The sequence below is a fragment of the Nocardioides deserti genome (assembly GCF_014266025.1).
Taxonomy (GTDB): Bacteria; Actinomycetota; Actinomycetes; order Propionibacteriales; family Nocardioidaceae; genus Nocardioides; species Nocardioides deserti.
The window spans coordinates 1-23047 of the sequence record NZ_JACMYC010000023.1 but is presented as its reverse complement, the minus strand read 5'-3'; the positions used below and the strand labels follow the sequence as shown (position 1 = coordinate 23047).

The following is a 23047-nucleotide window of genomic DNA, read 5'->3' as shown; positions in this document are numbered from 1 at the left end:
ACGTCGCCACCGAACTGAACAACAGACCCCGCAAGACACTCGACTGGGCCACCCCAGCCGAACGGTTCGAAGAACTACTCTGCGGCCACGAGATCAAGCGTGGTGCAACGACCGCCTGAAACCGCCGACGAATTCGTCCTCGGCGCCGGTAGCAACGGACGTTCCTGACCGTTACTACCCCGGCGGGGAACGGTCAGCGTGGCCGCACCGGCTCGCAGATCTCCTGGATGCGGTGGGTGGCGAGCTCGATCATCAGCTGGGCGGCGGGCGAGAGGATCGCGTCGGCGCGGTGGACGATCGCCAGGATGTCGTGCTGGCGGGGGCGCAGCGAGACCCAGCCGGCGTCCGGCGCCAGCCGCGGGAGCAGCTGGTCGACGACGCCGCGGGGCACGACGCTGTCGGCCAGGCCCATGCCGACCAGCTCGACCGCGGTCTCGACGTCCTCGACCTCGATCCGGGTCATCGGGTTGCGGCCGGTCTCGTGCAGCATCTGGCGCAGCACGATGCGCGTGGAGTCGTTGGCGCGCCAGGTGGTCTCCGGCATGACGAGCGAGGCCTGGGAGAGCCGCGCGGCGGTGACCGGCGAGGCCACCCGCTCGGGGTCGGCGGAGATGTAGACGAGCTCGTCCCGGGCGACCGGGGTGATCGTCATGCCCTCGCTGGACGCGGCCGCCACGGCGATCATCGCGGCCTCGAGCCGCCCGCGGCGCAGCTCCTCCTGCACGTCGGTGGAGTTCTGCCCGACGAGCTCGACGCGGACGCCCGGGTAGCGCTCGAGCACGTCCGCGACCAGGTCGGCGCCGGCGTACAGGCGGGCGGTGCCGAACATGCCGAACCGGATGGTGCCGGTCTCCAGCGACCGGACGCTCCGCACGGCCCGCTCCGCCTCGTCGATCGAGGCGAGCACGCGCTCGGCGTACGGCCGCAGCGTGTCGGCGACCGTCGTCGGGGTCACGCCCCGACCGACGCGTCGGAACAGCTGGACGCCGAGCGACTTCTCCAGGGTGCGGATCTGCTCGGAGACCGACGGCTGCGCGTAGCCGAGCTCCTCCGCTGCACGCGTCAGGGAGCCCTGCTCGTACGCCGCGAGGAAGCATGTGAGCTGGTGCACAGAAAGCATAGGTCGATCCTATGTCAGGCGAAGGAAGGTCAGGCTACCCCTATGGCTTGAACTCCTCCAGAATGGAGTCAGCACTCCTGCACCCGAGAACGAAAGGATCCGCCGTGTTCACCCACGTCTGCACCGCTTGCGCGAAGCGCCAGCTCATCTTCCCCTCCCAGGTCTCGGCGGTCGCCGAGAGCGAGCAGGGCCCCGTCGCCACCTTCACCTGCTGGTGCGGCGCCGAGCAGTCTGCGCTCTACACCCTCGCCCCGGCGACGTCCGACAAGGTCGTCCTCGCGGCCTGAGCACGGCCCCGCCGTCACCGGCACACGCCGGTTTCGCGCCCGGCAGGCGGCCTCCGTATACTCACCCGGGTTGCCCGGCAGGTCCCGACCGCGCCGGGCAGCGCGCCGCCTTAGCTCAGTCGGTAGAGCGATTCACTCGTAATGAATAGGTCGTCGGTTCGATTCCGACAGGCGGCTCCCCGAGAGGCCCTCGATCGCAGCGATGCGGTCGAGGGCCTCTGTGCTTCCGTCGGAAGCCCGGGCTCGTCGCAGGGCCGGGCGGAAGGTCCGGTCAGTCGAGACGCAGCGTGCCGGTGAGCCTGATGTCCCGCGAGGACGAGCCGACGTAGATGGGCACGCGGCCCTCCGGCGTGACCCATCGGCCGCCCTGCCGGTTGCCGGTGACCTTCCAGTACGCGAGGAGCCGGTCGCTCCTGCCTGTTCGCAACGGGATCCGCACGGTGGTGCTGCGTCCGGGCCTGAGGGTGACCCGTGCCCAGCCCACGAGCTGGCGCGGGGGTGTGGACGCGTTCGGGAGGCGGCCGTGGTAGACCTGCACGACCTCGGTCCCTGTCCTCCTGCCTGTGTTGCGGACCCGCACCGACACGCGTCCGTCGACCCTGCCGCGCGGGTCCCGGACCTGGAGTCGGGAGTAGCCGAACGTGGTGTACGACAGGCCGTGCCCGAACGGGAAGCGTGGCCGCAACCGACGGGTGTCGTAGCCGCGGTAGCCCACGTTGACGCCCTCCGTGAAGGTCGTCGTGGGGTTGGGGACGTTGAACTGCAGGGACGGGTTCTCGACGCCGATCTCCCGGGGCTGGGACTCGGAGGCCGGGAACGTCACCGGCAGCTTCCCGCCGGGGTTGACGTCGCCGTACAGCACGTCGGCAACGGCTCGTCCCTGTTGCTCGCCGGGGATCCAGGCCTCGAGCAGCGCTCCGACCCTGCCGAGCCACGGCGTGAGCACGGGCCCTCCCGTAGCGAGCACGACCACGGTCCTGGGGTTGGCTCGGGCGACGGCGCGGATCAGGCGGTCCTGGTCCTGGGGCAGCTGGAGCGAGTGCAGGTCCGCGGCCTCGCCCTCCAAGGTCGAGGCGACGACGACGGCGACATCCGCCTGGGCGGCTGCCTGGACGGCTTCGCGGATCTGGGGGGACGCGTCGGCGGACGGCGGCTCCCACGCGAGCCGCACGGTGGGCCCGGGCACGTCGGCGCCGCAGCACTGACGGGGGGCGTCGGGCTGGTAGGTCAGCCGGATGTCGTACTCCTGACCCGCTTCGAGGCGGATGGGCTCGAGGTGGTCCTGGAGTCCGACCTGGTCCCGGGCGACCAGGGTCTGCCCGTCGACGGCGAGCCGGAAGGTCCCCATGCCGCGGACCCCGAGCCGGTAGGTCCCGGTCACGGCCGGGGTCAGCGTGCCTTCGTACAGCGCGGTCATGGGCTGCACGGCGAACGGGAGGGGGATCAGCGGGGCCGGGCTCGGGTTGAGGCCGAAGAACCCGATCAGCCCGCCCGTGCCGGTGCGGTGGTTGACCTGGTCCTCGACGCGGACCAGCTCGGCCCCTCGCGGGTTGTCCCCCTGGAACCCGAGGAAGTAGGAGGCCCGGAGTCCTCGCTGTCCGCCGTCGGCCCCGGACGGGGCCAGGACGCCTGAGGGCACGGGCGCGGCTCCGCCGAGGGTGTCGCCGTACCGGGTGGTGTCGCCCCCCGGGCGGTGGGTGACCTCCGCCTCGGAGCGTCCGGTGACGCCGTCGACGATGGTGCTCAGCCGGCCGGGGTTCGGCACCGACGGGCTGCCGAACATGTCGATGTAGCGGTCCGCGTCGGGCCCGATCAGCGCGACCGAGTCGTCCGGCGACAGCGGCAGCAGGCGGGCGCTGTTCTTGAGCAGCACGGCACCTTGACCGGCGACCCGGCGGGCGAGTCGCGCGCCCTCGTCGAGCATGAAGGCCGGGACGAGGCCTCCGGGAACGTCCTGGGACGGGACGTCCAGCGTGCCGGGCGGGGGGTTGTCTATGACGCCCTGGGCGAAGAACGTGCGCAGGATGCGGTGCACCATGTCCTCGAAGCGGCGCTCACTGAGGGTCCCGTCGGCGAGTGCCTGCTCGACGGAGGCACTGCCGAGGTCGGGAGCGCAGACGTCGACGCCGCGGGTGTAGGCGGTGTAGTCGGGGCAGGCGTTGAAGTCCGAGGAGACCCAGCCCGGGAAGTTCCACGCCCCCTTGAGGATGTCCTCCAGGAGGTGGTCGTTCGCGCAGGCGTACTCACCGTTGACCTGCTGGAAGGCGCACATCACGGCCCCCGGGTCGGCGCTCCTGACGATGTGCTCCCACGGGCGGGCGTAGATCTCGTGCAGTGCCCGCTCGGGGATGACCTGGTTGACGCCTTGGCGGGACGTCTCCTGGTGGTTGCCCACGTAGTGCTTGGCCAGCGAGTAGACGCCCGGCTGCTGCTGCACTCCCTCGACCACCGCGGCAGGGAGGCGGCCGGCCAGCAGGGGGTCCTCGCTGAACGACTCGCCGCGGCGACCGAAGTGCGGCGTGCGGATCAGGTCCGAGGTCGGGGCGGTCACCCCGGCGAACCCGGTGCGCCAGGCCTCGCGGCCGATCTGCAGGCCGTACCGGCGCGCGAGCCGCTGGTTGAAGGTCGCTGCCAGCGAGATGCTCTTCGGCAGGCCCGTGGTGGGCGTCTCGGCGGCGTCGGCCAGGCTGACGCCGCAGCAGCCGTCCTTCTCCTTGCGGGCGGGCACGCCCAGCTCGGGGATCGGGGTGGAGGGGTTGGCCTCGAAGAGCTGGAGCTTCTCCTCGCGGGTCATCACGGCGGCGAGCCGATCGGCTCTCTCGTCGACCGAGAGCCCCCGGGCCAGCCAGGCCCGGGCGGCCCGGTCCGCGCGGTCCGGTGTCGAGACGGACGTTGCGCCGGCAGGAGCCGTGGGCTCGCCGGCAGCCGGTGGCGCCGCGAGCATCGACGTCAGCAGCGCTGGCACGACCAGCCCCGCTGTGAGCAACGCTGTGGTCTTCGCGGCGGGTCGCAACAACATGGGGTTCCCTCCCGAGCGGGGATGTGAGCGGGCTGGTCGCGCTCAGCACGCCGACGCTAGGACGGGTGCGCCTTCGCGGTGGGCGATAGGACGTCCAGTCCCTGCAATTGGGTAGGAGCTCCTGGGGACTCACCCCTTGCTCGGACCGGGCAGCGGTCCGGCGGTGCTTCCGCACTGTCGATAGGTTGCACGGGGGAGCGGGAGGCTGCAGTGGAGGATGCGTCGGCGGGCGACCCCGTCACCGGGTCGGGCGCGCCGTCGTCGTCCGGTCGAGCCGCCGAGGCGCGCCGGTTGCTGGCCGCCCTCGGACCGGCCGCCGGGACCGACCTGGACGAGCGGTCGGGTCGTCAGGCTCGTGCTGCGGCGGGGACGGGCCTGGACCGCCTGGCCGAGCTCGCTCGTCGGTTGCTCGACGCCGAGGTCGCGCAGGTCGTGATCTTGAGCGAGGTGCAGACGGTGGTGGCCTCCGCCGGGTCGGCGCCGCGCATGCTCGGCGCCGGTCCGCTCGATGAGCGCCTGTGTGCGCGGGTGCTCCTCGAGGACGGTCCGGTGCGCCTGGACGTCGCTGCGGAGTCCTCCGGCTCCCACCTGGCGGTGCCGCTGCGGACGGGTGGACACGTCGTCGGCGCGCTGTGCGTCTCCGTCCCCGCGCCACGCCGCTGGTCCGAGCGGGACGTGGCCCTGCTCGAGGAGCTCGCCGGCCCGGTCGTGGCCGAGCTGGAGCTGGGCGCCCTGGTGGCGACGTACGAGGACGACCGCCTGGTGTGGCAGGTCGCCGTGGACGCGGGCGGCGTGGGCGCGTTCGACTGGGACCTCGTGACCGGCGAGCTGCGCTGGGACGACCGCCTGCTCGACCTGTTCGGGCTGGACCGCGACGGGTTCGCGGGCACCATCGAGGCCTTCCGCGCGTCCGTGCACCCCGAGGACCGCGCGCGGGTCGAGGCGGCCCTCGGGGCCGCGATCGACTCCTGCGGCACGTTCGAGTCCGAGTACCGGATCCAGCTGCCGAGCGGTCACACCCGATGGGTGGACGCCCGAGGGCAGGCCGTCGCCGGCGCCGACGGTTCCGCGGTGCGCCTCCTGGGGGCCGCCCACGACTCGACGGCGCGTCGGGACGGCGACGCGCGGGTCGCGCGGGTGCTGGAGTCGATGCCGACGGCCTTCTACCAGCTGGACGCCGACTGGCGGTTCGCCTACGTCAACGGCGAGGCCGAGCGGCTGCTGGCCGCCACCCGGGACAGCCTGATCGGGCGGGTCGTCTGGGACCGCTTCCCGGCCGCTGTCGGCGGCAGCTTCGAGGAGCACTACCGACGGGCGGTCGAGACGGGCGAGCCGGTGGCCTTCGAGGCGTACTACCCGGCGCCGTTGGACGGTTGGTACGAGGTGCGCGCCTGGCCGTCACCGGACGGCTTGGCGGTGTACTTCCTCGACATCACCGACCGTCGCCGTGCCCACGACCGGCTGCAGGAGGGGGCGGAGCAGACGCAGCTGCTCTCCGACGTCAGCGCGTCCCTGGCGACCACGCTCGACACCGAGGAGGCGGTACGCCGCCTGCCGCAGCTCATCGCCCCCCGGGTCGCGGACTGGTCGATCGTCACGCTCCTGACGGAGCCGGCCGGCGTCGGGACGACTGCGGCCCGTCCGTGGCGGACGAACCTGCGCGACGCCGGCCACTGGCACCACGACCCGGTCAAGCGGGCGCTGGTGACCGTCTACGCCTCCACCCGGCTGCGCGCGCTGAGCGACTCCGCGCCCCTGGCCCGGGCGGCGACCGGCCAGCAGCCGGTGATCCACCGCACCGACGCCACCCAGGCCCTGCTGGGCTCGCTGGCGCCCGGACCCGCGCGCGACGCGATCAGCGCCTTGGCGCCGCGGTCCGGTGCCTTCATCCCGCTGCGTGCGCGGGGCCGCGTGGTCGGTCTCCTCAGCGCCTTCCGGGAGGAGGACCGGGAGCCGTTCACGGACGAGGACGTCGCGCTCCTGCTCGACCTCGGGAACCGGGCGGGGCTCGCGATCGACAACACGCGCCTCTTCGGGCTGCAGCGCGACCTGGCCGAGGGGCTGCAGCGCAGCATGCTGACCGCGCCTCCCGCGATCGACCACCTCGAGGTCGCGGTGCGCTACGCGCCGGCCGCCGTCGCCGCCCGGGTGGGCGGCGACTGGTACGACGCGTTTCGCCAGCAGGACGGCGCCACCGTGGTCGTCATCGGCGACGTGATCGGCCACGACGTGGCCGCCGCGGCCGCCATGGGCCAGGCGCGGACGCTGCTGCGGGGCATCGCCGCGACCACGGGAGCCGGTCCCGCGGCGGTCCTGCGCGACCTCGAGGGCGCGATGCGCCTGCTGGAGGTCGACGTGCTTGCGACCGCGCTGGTGGCGCGTCTCGACCGGCCGGACGCGGGTGTGCCGGGTCCCACCCGGCTGCGCTGGTCGAACGCCGGGCACCTCGACCCCGTGGTCGTGCACCCCGACGGCCGGGTCGAGACGCTGGCACCAGCCGTGCGCGACCCGTTGCTCGGCCTCGGCGAGGGGCCGGGCCGCACCGAGCAGGAGGTCCTGCTCGCGCCCGGCAGCACGGTCGTCCTCTACACCGACGGCCTCGTCGAGCGTCGCGGCGAGCACCTGGACGCCGGCCTCGCCCGGCTGGCCGAGGCCGTGCGCGAGCTCGCCGCCGAGGACCTCACGCTCGGCGAGCTCTGCGACCGCCTGCTCGCCCGGCTGGTGCCCAGCGGTGCCGCCGACGACATCGCCCTCGTCGCCGTGCGGCTGGGCTCGGACGGCGACGAGGGCGATGTCGTCGGCGCTGCTCCCGACGGCGGGTCTCGAGACAGGCGCTAGCGCGTCCTCCTCGACCAGCCGGTTCCGTCAGTCGTCGGACGACGAGCGAGCGGCGCGGGCGAGCATGGCGTTGTACGCCGCCAGCTCGGCGTCGTCGGTCCGGTCGGCGTGCCGGTCCTGGCGCTTGGCATGCCGGCGGTCGTCGCGGGCCCACTGGGCGAGCAGGACGACGAGCACCATGACCATCGGGACCTCGCCGAGCGCCCAGGTCATCGAGGCGCCGACGTACTGGTCCTGGAGCAGGTCGGTGGCGTACGGCCGGTCCAGCATCGCGTAGTAGGACTCCGCGACGACGCCGTCGGAGCCCATCAGCACGACCGCGAAGAACGCGTGGAACGGCATGACGACGAGCAGCATCCCGAGCCGCGCGAAGTGGCCGACGCGGTGGGGGGTCGGGGCGTCGCCGACCAACACCTCGAAGAGCAGGTAGCCGGACAGGAGGAAGTGCACCTCCATGAGCGTGTGGCCGAGGTGGTTCTCCATCAGCGCGCCGTAGAGGCCGGTGAAGTAGACGGCGTACAGGCTCGCGACCGACACCGCGGCTGCGGTGACCGGGTGGACGACGACCCGCGAGACGCGCGACTGCAGTGCGGCGGAGAGCCACTGCCGCGGCCCCTGCCCGCCGGCCACGTCGCTGCCGGGCAGCGCCCGCAGCGCGAGCGTCACCGGAGCGCCCAGCACGAGGAAGATCGGCGCGACCATCGACAGCACCATGTGCGCGGCCATGTGCGCGCTGAACATCACGTGCGAGTACACGCCGAGCCCGCCCATCGTCGCGTAGGCGACGAGCGCGATGCCGACGAACCACGAGATCGTCCGGCCGACCGACCAGGTGACGCCACGCCGGCGCAGCGCGAGGACGCCGACGACGTACGCCGTGCCGCCGAGGCCGACGGCGGCGAGGCCCAGCGCCGAGGGGGTGTACGACGTGAGGAGGCGCCAGAGGTCGGGTGCGGGCGGGAGCGGCCCGCCGAGCAGGCTCTCCGCGGCGCTCGTGTACGGCTCGCCGACCGGCGGCGGGGTGCGGCCCAGGGCGACGCCGAGGCCGCCTGCGACGGCCATCAGGCCGAGCTCGATCCCGGTCAGGCCGAGCAGCGGGCCGGTGGTCGAGCGGTCCGCGTCGGCGGACGCACCGGCCCGCGCGAGCACGCCGCGGCGCAGCCGGGCGGCGAGCACCGCGACCGCGGCGACGACGAGCAGCTTCGCCAGGACGCCGTGCCCGTAGCCGGTGGTGAGCACCTCGGTCGGCGAGCCGAGCCGGACCAGCGCGTTGACGACGCCGGAGGCCACGACCAGCCCGAGGCACCACGCCGCGAGGCCGGAGAACCGCGAGGCGGCGCGGGCGCGGGCCTCGTCCGAAGCGGACCCGCCGGTCCGAACGGCAGCCCGGTCGGCAGCCCGGGGGCCCAGGTGCCACCACAGCGCGACGACGCCGCCGGCCCACACCGCGGCGGCGCCGACGTGCAGCAGCAGGCTGACCACGGCGGTGTCGTGGCTGCCGGACGCCGCCGAGTGCCCGGTGAGCACCGGCGGCAGCAGCCCGACCAGCGCGAGCGCGAGCACGAAGCCGCTCTCGCGGACGGTCAGCACCCACCGGCTCGCCAGCCCGACCAGCAGCGCGACGAACGCCTGGACGAGCAGCGCCTGGCCCTGGTCGACCTGGCGCGCGAAGCCGGACAGCTCCGACCACCGCACGTCGCCGAGCGGCACCGCGAACTGGTCGGAGAACGTCAGCACCAGCTCCGCCAGCACGACGACGGCCCAGGCGAGGCCCAGCCGGCGCACCAGGCGCACGGCCGCGACCGACCGGCCGGCGAGCCGCTGGTCGGGGCGGTCCGCGGTCAGCGCGGGCACCAGGAGGCTGCCGACGGCGAGGACGCCGAGCACCAGGCTCGCGTAGCCCACGAGCGGCAGCCCCCAACCCGTGACCGCCCCGGGGTCGGGCAGCCCGGCCGGCACGGGCTGCGGCGAGCCGCCGCCGTGCACGAGCAGCACCAGCAGCGCCACCAGCCCTGCGGCGAGCGCGCCGGCCGCGCCGACGGTGCGGGGACGACTCATCGGACGGCCCGCCGGCGGCGTACGACGAGGGCGGCCGCGACCGCGACCGCCACCGCGCCGGCGCCGATCGCTGCGGCCACGACGACCTCCGTCGTCGACCAGCCGTCGTCCTCGGCCGAGGGCTCCACCGGCGTGGTCGGCTCCGGCTCCTCGCTCGCCGGCGGCTCGGCCGGTACGGCGGACGCCGTGGGCTCAGCCGGCTGGGCGGAGTCGGCGACGGAGAAGGCGATCTCGACCGTGACCGGATGGCCGTCGGCGGAGACGGCGCGGACGGCGGTGGTCCACGCGCCGGCCGGCCCGCCCGGCCGGACCTCCTGGCGGACGGTGGTGCCGTCGACGACCGGTGCGCCGACGAGCACGTCGGAGCCGTCGGGCGGGGTGACGGCGACGTACGCCGGCTCCGACATCGCCTCGGTGAACTCGAAGGTCACGACGCTCGGCGCCTCGGCCAGCCGCTCGCCCTCCTCGGGGTCGGAGCCGACGAGGCCGGCGTGCGCGGCGGCCGGGACGGGCTGGAGGACGAGCAGGGTCAGCGCGGTCGCGGCGAGGAGGCGGAGGAGGGGCAGGGGTCTCACAGCAGGGTGCTCCAGTAGTCCCAGAAGCGTTCGAGGATCAGGACGACGACGAGGAGGTACCAGGCCAGCAGCACCAGGTAGCGCACCGACCACACCGCCTCGACGACGCGGCCACCGACGGCCAGCCGCAGGGCGAGGAGCACCGACCACAGCGCGATCGGCGCGGTCACCGCCCAGACGACCAGGCACCACGGGCACAGCGCGTCGATGCGGTAGAGGCTCTCGAAGGCCAGCCAGTGCACGAAGCCCCACGCGACCAGCGACACGGTCGCCAGCCCGCCGAGCACCCAGGTCGGCACCCGCGTGCCGGCGGCGAGCAGCACGCCGAGGGTGACCACGACGCTGAAGCCGAGGATGCCGAGCAGCGGGTTGGGGAAGCCCAGCACCGACGCCTGGTCGGTCACCATCACCGACCCGCACGACAGCACCGGGTTGAAGTTGCACGACGGGGTGTACGACGGGTCCTGGAGCAGCTTGATCCGGTCGACGGTCAGCGTGAACGCCGCCAGCAGGCCGAGCGCGCCGAGCACGACCAGCCCGACGCCGTACGGCCGCAGCCGCACGCCGTCGTCCAGGTCCTCGTCCGGGTCCTCGTCCAGGTCCTCGTCCCAGGTGGGCTCCGGCTCGGGCTGGGCCACGGCGGGGGCGTCGGTCACGACCGGGCCGCCTCGACCGCCGCCTCGAGCTCGCCGTTGGGGACCTGCTCGCCGTTGACGAGGACCGTCGGGGTGCTGTCGACGCCGGAGTCGAAGACGCGGTCGGTCTGCTCCTCGGCCCAGTCGTCGTAGGTGCGGTCCTCGATGCAGGAGGTGACGTCGTCGCCCTCGGCGCCGGCGTCCGCGGCGAGCGCGACCAGGGTGCCGTCGTCGAGACCGGCGCCGCCCTCGCCGGGCTGCTGGTCGAAGAGCGATTCGTGCATGGTCATCCACGCGTCGGCACCGGCGTCCTCGAGGACGCACATCGAGGCGTTGAGGGCGCGGGTGGAGTACTCGTCCTTGGAGGCGCGGTCGAGGAACGCGATCGGGCGGTACTCCACGGCGACGTCCTCGGAGGCGCGGTAGTCGGCCAGCACGCCGCCCATCGCGGCCTCGAACGCCCCGCACGCCGGGCACTGGAAGTCCTCCACGACCTGCACGGTCACGTCGGCGTCCTCGGCCCCGAACCGGACCGAGCCGTCGGAGGTGAGGCCGGGCGGCACTGCGGCGGGCTCGTCGGGGCCGCGGTTCGCGAGCACCGCGATCGTCACGCCGACGACCAGCGCCACGACGACGGCGCCGATGCCGACCTGGGTCAGCACGGTGCGGCGGCGCTCGGCGCGCTTGCGCTCGGCCATCTGCTGGGCCATCTCGGCGCGGCGCGACTGCTGCTTCTGGCGGGCGGCGGCGGCGCCGCCCGGCGGGAGGTTGGGGGACTTCTTCTGGTTCTGCGGCTTCTTCTTGCTCATGACGCGTCCTTGCGTGCTCGGTACGTCGGTTCCACCTGCGGGCGTCTGCCGGCGCGAGGTGCCTCGACGAGGTGCGATGGCCGGTGGAGGTGCCGGCCGGGGGTCGGGGTTCAGGTCGCGAGCAGCGGCGGACCGCGTCGGCTGGCCGGGCGGACGAGCCAGGGGTCGCGCAGGAGCGGCACCCGGTGCGCGGCCGCGGGGCGGGGACGGGTCGGCCCGGCGCACACGGGACGGGCCAGGACGACCAGGCGCAGCACGAGGCGGCGGGTCAGCGCGAGCACGGTGAACAGGCACCGCTCGCCGCGCGCCAGCCACAGCCCGACGAGGACCGCGACGGCCACATGGACGAGCATCATCGGCGCGTGCGCCTGCAGCTCGGCCAGCACCCGGCCGACCGGCAGGGCCGGCGCCGGCGCGGCCTCGCCGGCCATGGCGACGTACGCGTCGTGCAGCGAGCCGACCCGACGCCCGTCCACCGTCGGCAGCGCGTCGAGTGCTCCCGAGCGCGGGGCCGGGGCCGCGGCCACCGGGTCGCCGGCGTGGCCCGCAGTGAGGGTCAGCCCGAGGTGCAGCAGCGCCTGCCCGCCGACCGTGATCGCCACCAGCCGCAGGGCCGAGGCCGGACGGGCGAGCAGCGGGACCGCCAGGAGGACCGCGGCGACGAGCATCGCGGCCAGCAGGCCGGGCCCCGGCAGCAGCCCGTCGGCGGAGACGTGCCCGGCGACCCCGAGCAGGACCGCGACGGCGCCCACGGCGGTGGCACGAAGCCACAGCACGGCTGCATCGACCCGGTCCCTCACCCCTCCATGGTCACACGCGGCGCGCGGCCGCGACGAAGCCGCGTAGTGCGCCTCAGGACACCTTCAGAGCGTCCTCAGCCCCCGCTCAGGAGCGGGCCGGGGGAGGCTCCGGACCGGGGCGTACGCCGCTTCGCCGGCGTCACCGCGCGGGCCTCGGTGTGACCGAGACGACGCCGCCGATCCGCCCCGACCAGGAATGCAGCGCCCCGCCCACCGTTGGACCCAGGGTCCCCCTCGTGCCCGGCGTCGTGACCCGTCGCCGAGCGCTGCCGCGGGACCGGCAGACCACCACTCTCGACCACGAGCCGCCACGAGCGGCTCCTCCGACGAAGGACCCCCTGTGTCGAACACCTCCGGAAGCAGCACCCCCCTCATCGAGGCACCGAGCCGCCGTCGCTGGCCGCTCCTGCTGGCCGCGCTCGTCGCGGTCGCCGTCGTCGTCGGCCTGCTCGTCGTCCTCACCGGCGGTGACGACGAGGCCGCCGCGGACCGCCGCAGCGTGCGGCTCGGCGTCGTCGGCGCGAGCGACCCCTACTGGACCGACTTCCAGGAGGCCGCCGCCGACGAGGGCATCGACGTCGAGGTCATCGACTTCTCCGACTACAACCAGCCGAACCCGGCCGTGTCCGAGGGCGAGCTGGACATGAACCAGTTCCAGCACATCGTCTTCCTCGCCGACTACAACGTCGCGGCCGACGACGACCTCCAGCCGGTCGGCGCGACCGCGATCTACCCGCTCGGCCTGCACTCCAAGCAGTACGACTCCGTCGAGGAGATCCCCGACGGCGCCACGGTCGCGGTGCCGAACGACGCCAGCAACCAGGCCCGCGCGCTGGTGCTGCTGCAGTCGGCGGGGCTCATCGAGCTCACGTCGGGCGGCACGATCTTCTCCGACCTCGCCGACGTCGACGAGGCCGCCTCCCGCGTCGAGGTCACCGCGCTCGACGCCGCGCTGACCGCCACCTCGCTCGACGACCTCGCCGGCGCCGTCGTCAACAACGACTTCGTCGAGCGGGCCGGCCTCGACTTCGACGACGCGCTGGCCCAGGACGACCCGGCCGACCCGAAGGCGCTGCCGTACGCCAACATCTTCGCCGTCCGTGCCGACGACGTCGACGACCCGACGTACCGCGAGCTGGTCGAGATCTACCAGGAGACCCAGGCCGTCCAGGACGGCGTCGTCGAGGTCTCCGGCGGCACCGCGGTCATGCTCGACACCCCCGTCGAGGAGCTCCAGGCCTCGCTGCGCGAGGTCGAGGACGACACCCGCGCCGCCGAGCAGGACTGAGCGGGACTGGGCAGGAGCGACCGGTGACCACCACCCCCAGCACCCCCGCGACCGGGGACCCGCTGATCCGCCTCGCGGACGTGAGCCGGGTCTTCCCGGCGCGCTCCCGGCAGGGCGCGGCCGTGACCGCGCTCGACCACGTCGACCTCGACGTGCGGGCCGGCGAGGTGCTGGGGGTGGTGGGCTACTCCGGCGCCGGCAAGTCGACGCTGCTGCGGCTGGTCAACGCGCTCGACCGGCCGACCAGCGGCACCGTCACCGTCGCCGGCCGCGAGGTGAGCGGCCTCTCCGAACGCGCGCTGCGCGAGGTCCGCCGCGACATCGGGATGATCTTCCAGCAGTTCAACCTGTTCGCCTCGCGCACCGTGTGGGGCAACATCGCCTACCCGCTCACCGTCGCCGGCGTCCCCAAGGACCAGCACCGCGACCGGATCTCGCAGCTGCTGCACTTCGTCGGTCTCGCCGACAAGGCGCACGTGCACGTCGAGCAGCTCTCCGGCGGGCAGAAGCAGCGCGTCGGCATCGCCCGCGCGCTCGCCACCGACCCGCGGATCCTGCTCGCCGACGAGCCCACCAGCGCCCTCGACCCGCAGACCACCGCCGAGGTGCTCGCGCTGCTCCGGCGGGTCAACGAGGAGCTCGGCGTCACCATCGTGCTCATCACCCACGAGATGGAGGTCGTCCGCTCGCTGGCCTCCCGGGTCGCGGTGATGGAGGCCGGCCGGATCGTCGAGCTGGGCGACACCTACGACGTGTTCGCCGCGCCGCAGCACCTCGCGACGCAGCGGTTCGTCAGCACGCTCGTCGAGAAGGGCCCCCAGCCGCGAGCGCTCGACCGGCTGCGCGAGCGCCACGCCGGCCGGATGGTCACCTTGTCCTTCCGTGACGGCGACGCCTCGCCGGCCGACGTGTTCGCGGCGTTCATCGAGCGCGGCGTGACCTTCGAGCTCGTGCACGGCGGCGTCGAGGACGTCCACGGCCGCACCTTCGGCCACCTGACCTTCGCGCTCACCGGCGAGGGCGCCGCCGTCGCCGACGCCGTGTCGTACGTCGCCACGCTGGTCGAGGTCACCACCCCGGCACCCGCGGCCGAGATCGGGACGGAGGCTCCCTGATGGACCGACTGATCGAGCTGGACTCCCTCTTCTGGGAGGCCACCCGCGAGACCCTCGGCATCGTCGCGGCCACCCTGCTCATCGGCGGCGTCGGCGGGCTGGTCCTGGGGCTCCTGCTGCACACGACACGACCGGGCGGGATCGCCCCGAACCGGGTCGTCCACGTCGTGCTCAACCTGCTCGTGAACTTCTTCCGGCCGATCCCGTTCGTCATCTTCATCGCCGCGGCCCAGCCGGCGGCGCGGCTCGTCGTCGGCACCGGCATCGGCAACCCGGCGATCATCTTCGCGCTCTCCGTGGCCGCCTCCTTCGGCATCAGCCGGATCGTCGAGCAGAACCTCGTCTCCGTCGACCCCGGCGTGCTCGAGGCCTCCCGCGCGATGGGCGCCGGCCGGCTCCGCACGACGCTGACCGTCCTGCTGCCCGAGGCCCTCGGCCCGCTGATCCTCGGCTACACCTTCGCCCTCGTCGCGATCGTGGACATGTCCGCGATCGCCAGCGTCGTCGGCGGCGGCGGGCTCGGCTCCTTCGCGCTCACCTACGGCTACCGGCAGTACGAGCCGGTCGTCACCTGGGCGGCGGTCCTGCTCATCGTGGCGCTCGTCCAGGTCTGCCAGTTCGCCGGCAACCGCCTCGCCCGCACCGCCATGCGCCGCTGACCCGCCTCCCGCTGGTCTCCGGGCCGTCGTCAGACGGGCAGAACATGGACAGCGGCGGCGTCTCCGCAGGTCGGCGTGGGCCGTGCGTCAGTTCTGCCCGCTCGTCGACGGGACCGAGCCTGCTCGACCAGCAGACGTCGAGACGGTGCTGAGGGCGTCGGACGTCCGCGAGGCGGGTAACTGACGTTCTCCGGCCTTGGAAGGACGACATGAACCAGCAGGCCCCGATCGACGGCTGCGTGCGGGTCCGCGGCGCCAGCGAGCACAACCTCAAGGACGTCGACGTCGACCTGCCGCGCGACGCGATGGTGGCGTTCACCGGGGTATCCGGCTCCGGCAAGTCCTCGCTCGCGTTCGGCACGTTGTACGCCGAGGCGCAGCGCCGCTACTTCGAGTCGGTGGCGCCGTACGCCCGCCGCCTGCTGCACCAGGTCGGCGTGCCCCACGTCGAGGAGATCACCGGGCTGCCGCCGGCGGTGGCCCTCCAGCAGCGGCGCGGCGGGACCAGCTCGCGCTCGACCGTCGGCACGATCACGACGCTGTCGAACCTCCTGCGCATCCTCTACTCCCGCGCCGGCACCTACCCGGAGGGCGCGGAGCACCTGGCGGCGGAGGCGTTCTCGCCGAACACCGCCGCCGGTGCCTGCCCGCAGTGCCACGGTGTCGGCGTCACCCACGACGTCGCCGAGGACCTGCTCGTCCCCGACACCTCGCTGAGCATCCGCGAGGGTGCGATCGCCGCGTGGCCGGGTGCCTGGCAGGCCCACAACCTGCGCCGGATCGTGAAGAACCTCGGCATCGACGTGGACCGTCCCTGGCGCGAGCTGGCCGCGGAGGACCGGCACTGGCTGCTGTTCACCGACGAGCAGCCCCGGGTCCTGATCCGGCCGCAGGACAAGGACGGCGGCGGTGGTCGGGACTACATGGGCACCTTCCGCAGCGCCCGCCGGCACCTGCAGCAGACCCTCGCGAGCTCCCCGAGCGAGAAGATGCGCGAGCAGATGCTCGCGTTCGTCCGCAGCGCGCCCTGCCCGACCTGCGGCGGGAGCGGGCTGCGACCCGAGGCGCTCGCGGTCACCTTCGCCGGGATGTCGATCGCCGAGGCCAACGCCACGCCCTTCAGCGACCTCGTCGAGCTGCTGCGGCCCGAGACGGAGGGCGACCCCGACGAGGCGTCGGTGCGGATCAGCGCCGACCTGGTCGCGCGGATCGAGGTCCTGCTCGGGCTCGGCCTGGGCTACCTCTCGCTCGGCCGCGGCTCGACCACGCTCTCCCCGGGCGAGGCCCAGCGGCTGCGGATCGCCACCCAGCTGCGCTCGGGGCTGTTCGGCGTCGTCTACGTCCTCGACGAGCCGTCGGCCGGCCTCCACCCGGCCGATGCCGAGCCGCTGCTCGCGGTGCTCGACCAGCTCAAGGCGGCCGGCAACACGCTCTTCGTCGTCGAGCACGACATGGACGTCGTGCGCCGCGCGGACTGGGTCGTCGACATCGGCCCCGGCGCCGGCGAGGGCGGCGGGCAGGTGCTCTACTCCGGCCCGGTCTCCGGGCTCGAGGAGGTGGCGGGGTCGCTGACCAGTGCTCACCTCTTCGGCCGCGCCGAGCGGCTCGAGCACGAGCCGCGGGAGCCGGCGGGCCGGCTCCGGCTCGAGGGCGTCACGCGGCACAACCTCCGCGACGTCACCGTCGAGCTCCCGCTGGGCGCGTTCACCGCCGTCACGGGCCCGTCCGGCTCGGGCAAGTCCACGCTGGTGGTCCAGGTCCTCGCCGAGGTCGTCCGCCGCCACCTCGGCCAGCCGGCGGCCGACCCGCAGGACGCCGACGGCGAGGAGGAGGCCCGCCCGGCCGGGACCCTCGACGTCCGGGCGACCAGCGGCCTCGAGCGGGTCGACCGCCTGGTGCTGGTCGACCAGCGGCCGATCGGCCGGACGCCGCGGTCCAACCTGGCGACGTACACCGGGCTCTTCGACGCGGTCCGCCGGCTCTTCGCCGCGACGCCAGAGGCCAAGGCGCGGGGGTACGGCGCCGGGCGGTTCTCCTTCAACGTCGCCGAGGGCCGCTGCCCGACCTGCCAGGGCGAGGGGTTCGTGTCGGTGGAGCTGGTGTTCCTGCCGAGCACCTACGCGCCGTGCCCGACCTGCCACGGGTCGCGGTACGACGCCGAGACGCTCGAGGTGACCTACCGCGGCCGCAGCATCGCCGACGTGCTGGGCATGCCGGTCGACGAGGCCGCCACGTTCCTCGCCGACGTGCCGGCGGCCTCGCGCGGGCTGGAGGCGCTGCGCGAGGTCGGGCTGGGCTACCTCCGGCTGGGCCAACCCGCCACCGAGCTCAGCGGCGGCGAGGCGCAGCGGATCAAGCTGGCCACCGAGCTGCAGCGCGCCCGCCGCGGCCACACCCTCTACGTCCTGGACGAGCCGACCGCGGGCCTGCACCCGGCCGACACGGCCCGGCTGCTGCGGCAGCTGCACCGGCTGGTCGAAGCGGGCAACACCGTGGTGCTCGTCGAGCACGACCTCGACACGATCGCCACCGCCGACCACGTCGTCGACCTCGGTCCCGGCGGGGGCGACACCGGCGGCCGGGTGGTGGCGACGGGCACGCCGCGCGAGGTCGCCGCCGCGGGAGTCGGGGCGACGGCGCCGTACCTCGCCCGTCGGCTGGCCGGTCGGCCCGACGGCGGGAGCTGAGGGGCCGCGCCGTCAGCGCGGGCTGCTCGCGGCGAGACCGGCGCCCGCCCCGATCGACACGGCGCTCGACGCCAAGGCCCGCCGGCGTCCGCCGAGGTCGTCGACGGTGCCGAGCAGGTCGTCGACACGGAACGGCTTGGTGAGGTAGGCGTCCGCACCCGCTCGCAGCCCGGCCGAACGCGCCTCCGGGCGTGCGTCCCCGCTCAGCACGAGGACCGGGAGGGTCCGTGTCGAGGGCCGGCCGCGCAGCCACCGGACGAGGTCGAGCCCCGACCGGCCGTTGAGCCGGACGTCGGCGACCACCAGCTGCACCGGAGCGGTGTCGAGCACCCGCCGTGCCTCCTGCTCGGTGGCGACCGTGACGGGCGTGCAGCCGTGCCGTCGCAGCAGCGTCCGCAGCAGCAGCCGCAGCTCGGCGTCGTCCTCGACGCACAGGACCGTCGTCACGGCCGGTCCAGGGTGCGCAGCAGCCAGACGGCGTCCTCCAGGTCCTCCGCGCGGGGCAGCCAGCCCCGGCGCAGCTCGTCCCACCACATCAGCGCGACCTGCTCGCGCTCGGTGCGGGACAGCGCACCCCAGGCGGTGCCGAGGTCGGCCGTACGGCGGTCGGCCCGTCGTCGGAACGGGTGGCACCGGCGCGCGGTCGAGGTGCCCGATCGTGTGCTCATGCCATCCGGACGTCGGTGGTGGCCGGTTCCTTACGCGGGCGAACGTTCAGAAATCCTCAAGACCGCGACGGTGTCCCTGGCGGACAACGACGACCCGGACCCGACCAACGACGTCGTGAGGTTCCAGGCACCCGCGCGACCCTGACGTCAGGCGGTCTGGACCACCGCCCGGACCGCGTAAGCGGGCCCGCACCGCCCCCGTCTGACCGGCGACCGACCGTCGCCGACCACCCGGGAGAACCATGTCCGCGCTCGTCCTCGCCCACCTCGCCCTGCCGGCGCTCGGCCTGTACGCCGCGGGTGCCCGGCGATGACGGGCACACACGGACGAGGCGGGTCACCGGTGCGACGCGGGCCGAGCACCGACCGACGGGTGGCCGTCGTGGTGGAGGAGGACCCGGACCAGGCCCGGCTGGTGGTGACCGCGCTGCAACGGGCGGGCTTCCGGGTGGCCGCAACCCCGACGGGGCAGCGCGCCCGCGAGCTCGTGGCGCGCCACCGACCCGAGCTGGTCACCGTCGACCTGGGCCTGTCCGACGTCGACGGCCTCGAGGTGTGCCGGCAGGTGCGGCAGATGAGCGACTGCTACCTGCTGGTCGTCTCGGGCCACGCGGACGAGGCCAGCCGGCTCGCCGGTCTGGAGGCCGGCGCCGACGACGTCCTCACCGAGCCGCTGTCCGTGCGCGAGCTGCAGGTGCGGGTCGCCGCCGTGCTGAGGCGCCCGGACCGCCTGCACCGCGCGGCCCGGTCGCGCCCGCGGTCGACCCGGCCCGGCCGGCCCGGCCCGGACCGCGGACGGACGGCGAGGATCGACGCGGCGTCGCGGCGGGTGCTGGTGGGCGAGGACGAGGTGGTCCTGACGTCGACCGAGCTCGCCATGCTCGCGCGGCTCGTCGACCGGGCCGGCGCGGTCTGCACGCGCGAGGAGCTCCAGGCGCTGACGTACGCCTCTGCCGGCCTCGCCCCGACCAACGTCGTCAGCGTCCACGTGTCGAACCTGCGCACGAAGCTGCGGGGACTCGGGCTGGGAGAGGCGATCAGCACGGTGCGTGGCGTCGGCTACCGGCTCGACCACTCGGCCGGCGTGCAGGTGCTGCTCGAGCCGTGAGACGCCGACGGCGCGCGCCCCTGGAAGACCGGGGGCGCGCGCCGTACGTCGTGGGGCGGGCGGGGGCTACGCGCCGGCGCGCTCCCGGGTGCGCTCGGCCAGCGCGGCGAGCGCAGCGGGGAAGATCGACGCGGGGGGCGTGACCAGACCCGCGCCGACCTGGCCGACGCCGGCCTGCTTGCCGGCCATGCCGGTGTTGATCTGCGGCAGGATGCCGGTCCGGCAGACCGACGAGACGTCGATGCCGGTGGCGGCGCCGGCGAAGTCGAGCACCGGGATCGGCCAGCGGTCGTTCTCGCCGATGGTGATCTCGCGCATCCGGCGGCTGGTGGCCAGCGCGTCGGGCACGGTGCCGCCGACGAACCGCACGATCGCGGGGGCCGCGGCCATCGCGAAGCCGCCGATGCCGGCGGTCTCGGTGATCGCGGAGTCGCCGATGTCGGGGTTGGCGTCGTCCGGGCCGTAGTCGCCGAGGAAGAGGCCGTCGGCAAGCTGCGCGGGGCCGGTGAACCACTGGTCGCCGGTGCCGGAGACCTGGATGCCGAAGTCGGTGCCGTTGCGGGCCATCGCGACGACCATCGTGCTGCCCTCGATGTCACGGGCGGCGTCGAGCGCGAGCTTGCAGGCCGGCATCGCGACGTTGAGGAAGAAGTGGTCGTTGCCGCCCACGAACGCGAACGCCTCGGCCACCTCCTCGGCCGGGCGCGAGGAGCGCACCAGGTGCGGCGCGAGGTCGCGCATCAGCATGAGCGTGCCGGCGCGGTTGCGGTTGTGCGCCTCGTCGCCCATCTGCAGCATCTGGCCGAGGATCGCGGTCGCGTCGATCGGGCCGGCGGCGGTGACGGCCTCGGCGAGCAGCGGGCCGAGCGAGTCGCGCATCCAGCGCAGCCGGGTGAGCACCTCGGCGGAGTAGGCGCCGTAGCGCAGCACCTTGCCGAGGCCCTCGTTGAGCGAGCAGTAGGTGCGCCGGCCGGTCGCCGGGTCCTCGAGCACGAACATCCACATCGACGGCGAGACCACGCCGGCCATCGGGCCGACCGCGCCGCGGTGGTGGCACGGCTCGAGGGTCACGTCGGTGCCGGACTCGAAGAGCGCGACGGCGTCCTCGGGGTCCTCGACGAGCCCCTCGAAGGCGGCCGCGCCCATGAGCGCACCGCGCAGCGGGCCGGAGGCACGGGCCCACTCGATCGGCGGACCGGCGTGGAGGAACTGGCCCTTCTCGAGGCCGAGCAGCTCCGAGGCCGGCGCGACGCCGACGAGCATCGCCTGCACGTCGAGCATCCGCTTGACCGCGAGCGCGTTGGCGTCGCGGCGCAGCGGGTCGGCGGCGACGGTGGCGAGGTCGTCGACCGTGCCCTCCATCGGCGGCTTCCAGTCGACGCGCTCGACGGGGACGGCCTGCGCCTCGACGGCCGCGGCGAACATGTCCGCGCCGACGGCGGCAACCGCGGCGGGGGCCTGGCTGGGGGCGGGCTGGGTCACGGTCACAGGGAGCCTCCGGGGACGAGAGCGAGCGCGCGGCGGGTGGCGGCCGCGTTGGACAGGTGGACCTCGGCGCCGGCGTCGGCGAGCGCCTGCGCCTGCCGCTCGAGGCCCTGCGGGTCGGCCGAGGTGCCGACGCAGGCGACCACGACGGGTACGTCGCGTGCCGCTCGCGCCGCGGCGATCGCCGGCGCCAGGTCGGCGGCCGGGTCGTCCTGGGCGCCGTGGCCGAGGACGACGTCGAGCAGCACGACGGCGGTCTCGGGGTCCTGGGCCACCTTGGTGAGCTGGTCCAGGCGGAGCGTCGGGTCGATCATCGGGTGCGCCCGGCCGCGGGTGAGGCCGTCGTCGCCGAAGTCGATCATCAGGTGGCCCGGCGCGGTCAGGTCCGAGCCGAGGGCGAGCTCGGGGGAGAGCGGGATGTTGCTGCGGATCCCGCCGAGGGACTCCGCGGCGATGAGCATCGCCTCGTCGCAGAGCGTGCCGCCGACGAAGAGGCCGCGCAGCGCGGAGCCGCCGACCGACGTCGCGGGCGAGCCCCACGTGGGCCACTCCGGCACGGCCACCCCGAGGTCGGCCAGGAGGCCCTCGACCTGGGTGGTGATGTCGGGCTGGCCGGCGCCCAGCAGGGCGAACCGGACCGGCGTGCCCAGCCCGGCGGCGTACTCCTCCACCGCGGCGGCGACCTCCGCGGCCGGGGGCTTGGAGACCACGATGACCTGCTCGATCGTCGGGTCGGCGTCGAGGCGGTCCAGGGCGGTCATCGTCGAGATGCCGCCGATCGCGGACGACAGGTCGCGCCCGCCGACGCCGAGGGCGGCGGAGACGCCGACGCCGGCGTGGTCGAGCAGCGCGAGCACCTGCTGGCAGCCGGTGCCGGACGCGGCGACGATGCCGACACGGCCGGGCTCGGTGGTGTTGGCGAAGCCGAGGCCGACGCCGCCGACGACGGCGGTGCCGCAGTCGGGGCCCATGACGAGCAGGCCGCGGTCGCGGGCGATGCGCTTCATCGCCAGCTCCTGCTCGACCGGCACGTTGTCGCTGAAGACCATGACGTCCGAGCCGGCGTCGATGGCGTCCATCGCCTCCACCAGCGCCGAGGCGCCGGGGACGGAGACGAGCGCGAGCCCGCCGCCGGCGCGGCGCAGGGCCGAGCCGGTCGTGCGCGGGGCGGCGAGGGTGGTGTCGCCACCGCCGGCGGCGCCCTTGCGGGCCGCGGCCAGCGCGGCGTCGACCGCGGCCAGCGCGGCCGGCACGACGCCCTCGTCGTCGACGCGGAGCGCGACGACCATGTCGTTGGGGGAGGCCGGCGGGAGCGTGAAGCCCATGCCGGCCAGCACCTCCAGGTTCAGCTCGGTCGCCATCGCCACCTGGGCGGCGACGACGCCGGGGGTGGCGGCGACGTCGCGGCTGACCTGCAGCAGGGCGACGCTGTCGGCGTACGCGCCGGCGCGGATCTCGACGTGCTCGACTGTCATCGAGTGGTTCCTCCGTGTGAGGTGGATGTGGCAGGGACGTGGTCGTGAAGGGTGGGAAGGGTCAGCTGCGGAGCCCGAGCGTGGTGCCAAGGACCATCCCGGCGCCGGAGGTGTGGCCGACGGCGAGCAGCCGGTCGACCGCGGCGGGGACGTCGCGCCCGGTGGCGAGGGCGAGCAGCAGCGACCGGAACTCCGGGATGCACCCGCCCTCGACGGCCTCGAGGAGCAGGGTCGCGGAGAGGGCGGTGGTGCGGTGCGCCGAGCGGCGTACGGCGTCGGCGACCGCGTCGCGCTGGCGGCCGGCGCCGCGGGCGGCCACGAGCCAGCCGGCCACGACGTCGTCGCCGACCGGCGTGAGCCCGTCGCCGCGGCCGAGCAGGGAGGCGACCGCGTCGGGGTCGCCGGCGGCGAGCGCCTCGAG

19 protein-coding genes and 1 tRNA gene are annotated in these 23047 nt (G+C 74.5%); 8 read left to right on the top strand and 12 right to left on the bottom strand.

The window, feature by feature from the left end:
- Nucleotides 1-193: 193 nt before the first annotated feature.
- Entirely contained in the window at nucleotides 194-1120 is a 927-nt protein-coding gene (locus H7344_RS19535) for a LysR family transcriptional regulator (protein ID WP_186347657.1), read from the bottom strand.
- 104 nt (nucleotides 1121-1224) lie between these two features.
- Here H7344_RS19535 and H7344_RS19530 point away from each other — a divergent pair, with 104 nt between their 5' ends.
- Complete coding sequence (locus tag H7344_RS19530) at nucleotides 1225-1407, top strand: hypothetical protein (protein WP_186347656.1); 183 nt, start codon at nucleotides 1225-1227, stop codon at nucleotides 1405-1407.
- 104 nt (nucleotides 1408-1511) lie between these two features.
- A tRNA-Thr gene (locus tag H7344_RS19525) sits at nucleotides 1512-1584 on the top strand.
- A 94-nt stretch (nucleotides 1585-1678) separates the two neighbouring features.
- On the opposite strand, the gene H7344_RS19520 is transcribed toward H7344_RS19525, so the two are convergent.
- On the bottom strand, nucleotides 1679-4426 hold the full coding sequence (locus tag H7344_RS19520; RefSeq protein WP_186347655.1) for a beta-glucosidase: 2748 nt from the start codon (nucleotides 4424-4426) through the stop codon (nucleotides 1679-1681).
- 210 nt (nucleotides 4427-4636) lie between these two features.
- Between H7344_RS19520 and H7344_RS19515 the strand changes: the two genes are divergently transcribed.
- Complete coding sequence (locus tag H7344_RS19515) at nucleotides 4637-7264, top strand: SpoIIE family protein phosphatase (RefSeq protein WP_222130904.1); 2628 nt, start codon at nucleotides 4637-4639, stop codon at nucleotides 7262-7264.
- Nucleotides 7265-7291: 27 nt separating this feature from the next.
- On the opposite strand, the gene H7344_RS19510 is transcribed toward H7344_RS19515, so the two are convergent.
- The 5 genes from H7344_RS19510 to H7344_RS19490 form a co-directional block, all read right to left on the bottom strand.
- On the bottom strand, nucleotides 7292-9322 hold the full coding sequence (locus H7344_RS19510; protein ID WP_186347654.1) for a cytochrome c oxidase assembly protein: 2031 nt from the start codon (nucleotides 9320-9322) through the stop codon (nucleotides 7292-7294).
- Nucleotides 9319-9897, bottom strand: coding sequence for a copper resistance CopC family protein (locus H7344_RS19505; RefSeq protein WP_186347653.1), 579 nt, complete (start codon nucleotides 9895-9897; stop codon nucleotides 9319-9321). Before H7344_RS19505 ends, H7344_RS19510 begins: the two co-directional genes overlap by 4 nt.
- Nucleotides 9894-10553 (bottom strand): vitamin K epoxide reductase family protein, encoded by a 660-nt coding sequence (locus H7344_RS19500; RefSeq protein WP_229707195.1) that lies wholly within the window; start codon nucleotides 10551-10553, stop codon nucleotides 9894-9896. The genes H7344_RS19505 and H7344_RS19500 overlap by 4 nt, the downstream gene beginning before the upstream one ends.
- Nucleotides 10550-11341, bottom strand: coding sequence for a DsbA family protein (locus H7344_RS19495; RefSeq protein WP_186347652.1), 792 nt, complete (start codon nucleotides 11339-11341; stop codon nucleotides 10550-10552). Before H7344_RS19495 ends, H7344_RS19500 begins: the two co-directional genes overlap by 4 nt.
- A 110-nt stretch (nucleotides 11342-11451) precedes the next feature.
- Nucleotides 11452-12141: a hypothetical protein gene (locus H7344_RS19490; protein ID WP_186347651.1), complete on the bottom strand. Its 690-nt coding sequence runs from the start codon at nucleotides 12139-12141 to the stop codon at nucleotides 11452-11454.
- Between the two features lie 340 nt (nucleotides 12142-12481).
- On the opposite strand from H7344_RS19490, the gene H7344_RS19485 reads away from it, so the two are divergent.
- From H7344_RS19485 to uvrA, 4 genes are all read left to right on the top strand, one after another.
- Nucleotides 12482-13429: a MetQ/NlpA family ABC transporter substrate-binding protein gene (locus tag H7344_RS19485; protein WP_229707194.1), complete on the top strand. Its 948-nt coding sequence runs from the start codon at nucleotides 12482-12484 to the stop codon at nucleotides 13427-13429.
- Between the two features lie 23 nt (nucleotides 13430-13452).
- On the top strand, nucleotides 13453-14544 hold the full coding sequence (locus H7344_RS19480) for a methionine ABC transporter ATP-binding protein (RefSeq protein ID WP_229707193.1): 1092 nt from the start codon (nucleotides 13453-13455) through the stop codon (nucleotides 14542-14544).
- On the top strand, nucleotides 14544-15203 hold the full coding sequence (locus H7344_RS19475; RefSeq protein WP_186347649.1) for a methionine ABC transporter permease: 660 nt from the start codon (nucleotides 14544-14546) through the stop codon (nucleotides 15201-15203). Before H7344_RS19480 ends, H7344_RS19475 begins: the two co-directional genes overlap by 1 nt.
- A 209-nt stretch (nucleotides 15204-15412) precedes the next feature.
- Nucleotides 15413-17890 carry an excinuclease ABC subunit UvrA gene (gene uvrA, locus H7344_RS19470; protein WP_186347648.1) on the top strand — a complete coding sequence of 826 codons (2478 nt, stop codon included), beginning with the start codon at nucleotides 15413-15415 and terminating at the stop codon, nucleotides 17888-17890.
- A 12-nt stretch (nucleotides 17891-17902) separates the two neighbouring features.
- On the opposite strand, the gene H7344_RS19465 is transcribed toward uvrA, so the two are convergent.
- Both H7344_RS19465 and H7344_RS19460 read right to left on the bottom strand, forming a co-directional pair.
- The gene (locus H7344_RS19465; protein WP_186347647.1) at nucleotides 17903-18337 is read right to left on the bottom strand and encodes a response regulator; all 435 of its coding nucleotides are present in this window, start codon (nucleotides 18335-18337) and stop codon (nucleotides 17903-17905) included.
- Nucleotides 18334-18558, bottom strand: coding sequence for a hypothetical protein (locus H7344_RS19460; RefSeq protein WP_186347646.1), 225 nt, complete (start codon nucleotides 18556-18558; stop codon nucleotides 18334-18336). Before H7344_RS19460 ends, H7344_RS19465 begins: the two co-directional genes overlap by 4 nt.
- A gap of 373 nt (nucleotides 18559-18931) precedes the next feature.
- Between H7344_RS19460 and H7344_RS19455 the strand changes: the two genes are divergently transcribed.
- Entirely contained in the window at nucleotides 18932-19666 is a 735-nt protein-coding gene (locus tag H7344_RS19455; protein WP_186347645.1) for a response regulator transcription factor, read from the top strand.
- Between the two features lie 66 nt (nucleotides 19667-19732).
- On the opposite strand, the gene H7344_RS19450 is transcribed toward H7344_RS19455, so the two are convergent.
- The 3 genes from H7344_RS19450 to H7344_RS19440 all read right to left on the bottom strand — a co-directional run.
- Complete coding sequence (locus H7344_RS19450; protein WP_229707192.1) at nucleotides 19733-21148, bottom strand: YlbE family protein; 1416 nt, start codon at nucleotides 21146-21148, stop codon at nucleotides 19733-19735.
- Between the two features lie 2 nt (nucleotides 21149-21150).
- Nucleotides 21151-22626, bottom strand: a complete 1476-nt coding sequence (locus H7344_RS19445) for an FdrA family protein (RefSeq protein ID WP_186347644.1) — start codon at nucleotides 22624-22626, stop codon at nucleotides 21151-21153.
- Nucleotides 22627-22687: 61 nt separating this feature from the next.
- A partial coding sequence (locus H7344_RS19440; RefSeq protein WP_186347643.1) for an oxamate carbamoyltransferase subunit AllH family protein occupies nucleotides 22688-23047 on the bottom strand: 360 nt, incomplete at its 5' end.

Excerpts from the sequence above, each read along its gene's own strand:
- H7344_RS19535 (WP_186347657.1), bottom strand. The coding sequence starts at position 1,120 with ATGCTTTCTGTGCACCAGCTCACATGCTTCCTCGCGGCGTACGAGCAG.
- H7344_RS19520 (WP_186347655.1), bottom strand. The coding sequence starts at position 4,426 with ATGTTGTTGCGACCCGCCGCGAAGACCACAGCGTTGCTCACAGCGGGG.
- H7344_RS19510 (WP_186347654.1), bottom strand. The coding sequence starts at position 9,322 with ATGAGTCGTCCCCGCACCGTCGGCGCGGCCGGCGCGCTCGCCGCAGGG.
- H7344_RS19495 (WP_186347652.1), bottom strand. The coding sequence starts at position 11,341 with ATGAGCAAGAAGAAGCCGCAGAACCAGAAGAAGTCCCCCAACCTCCCG.
- H7344_RS19475 (WP_186347649.1), top strand. The coding sequence starts at position 14,544 with ATGGACCGACTGATCGAGCTGGACTCCCTCTTCTGGGAGGCCACCCGC.
- uvrA (WP_186347648.1), top strand. The coding sequence starts at position 15,413 with ATGAACCAGCAGGCCCCGATCGACGGCTGCGTGCGGGTCCGCGGCGCC.
- H7344_RS19460 (WP_186347646.1), bottom strand. The coding sequence starts at position 18,558 with ATGAGCACACGATCGGGCACCTCGACCGCGCGCCGGTGCCACCCGTTC.
- H7344_RS19445 (WP_186347644.1), bottom strand. The coding sequence starts at position 22,626 with ATGACAGTCGAGCACGTCGAGATCCGCGCCGGCGCGTACGCCGACAGC.